General features: G+C 46.4%; 1 rRNA gene (cut by a window edge). It reads right to left on the reverse strand.

What is annotated here, in order from left to right:
* A 16S ribosomal RNA gene (locus tag JVU85_RS13370) occupies nt 1-369 on the reverse strand (it extends 1,142 nt beyond the left edge of the window).
* Between the last annotated feature and the right edge of the window lie 103 nt (nt 370-472).

Genomic DNA, 472 nt, shown 5'->3' on the forward strand with positions numbered 1-472 from the left:
CCCTACTGCTGCCTCCCGTAGGAGTCTGGACCGTGTCTCAGTTCCAGTGTGGCCGATCACCCTCTCAGGTCGGCTACGTATCGTTGCCTTGGTAAGCCATTACCTTACCAACTAGCTAATACGGCGCGGGTCCATCTATAAGTGATAGCAAAACCATCTTTCACTTTAGAACCATGCGGTTCTAAATGTTATCCGGCATTAGCCCCGGTTTCCCGGAGTTATTCCAGTCTTATAGGTAGGTTACCCACGTGTTACTCACCCGTCCGCCGCTAACGTCAAAGGAGCAAGCTCCTTATCTGTTCGCTCGACTTGCATGTATTAGGCACGCCGCCAGCGTTCATCCTGAGCCAGGATCAAACTATCCATAAAAAATTATGATGTGTGATTATCTCATAAAATACTAAGTTGTGTGTTATCTCTAACACTTTTAAAACAACGATCTTGTATTTGCGTGTCGAATTAACGTTGACAT

The sequence above is a fragment of the Staphylococcus sp. GDY8P72P genome (genome assembly GCF_016890655.1).
GTDB classification, from domain to species: Bacteria; Bacillota; Bacilli; order Staphylococcales; family Staphylococcaceae; genus Staphylococcus; species Staphylococcus arlettae.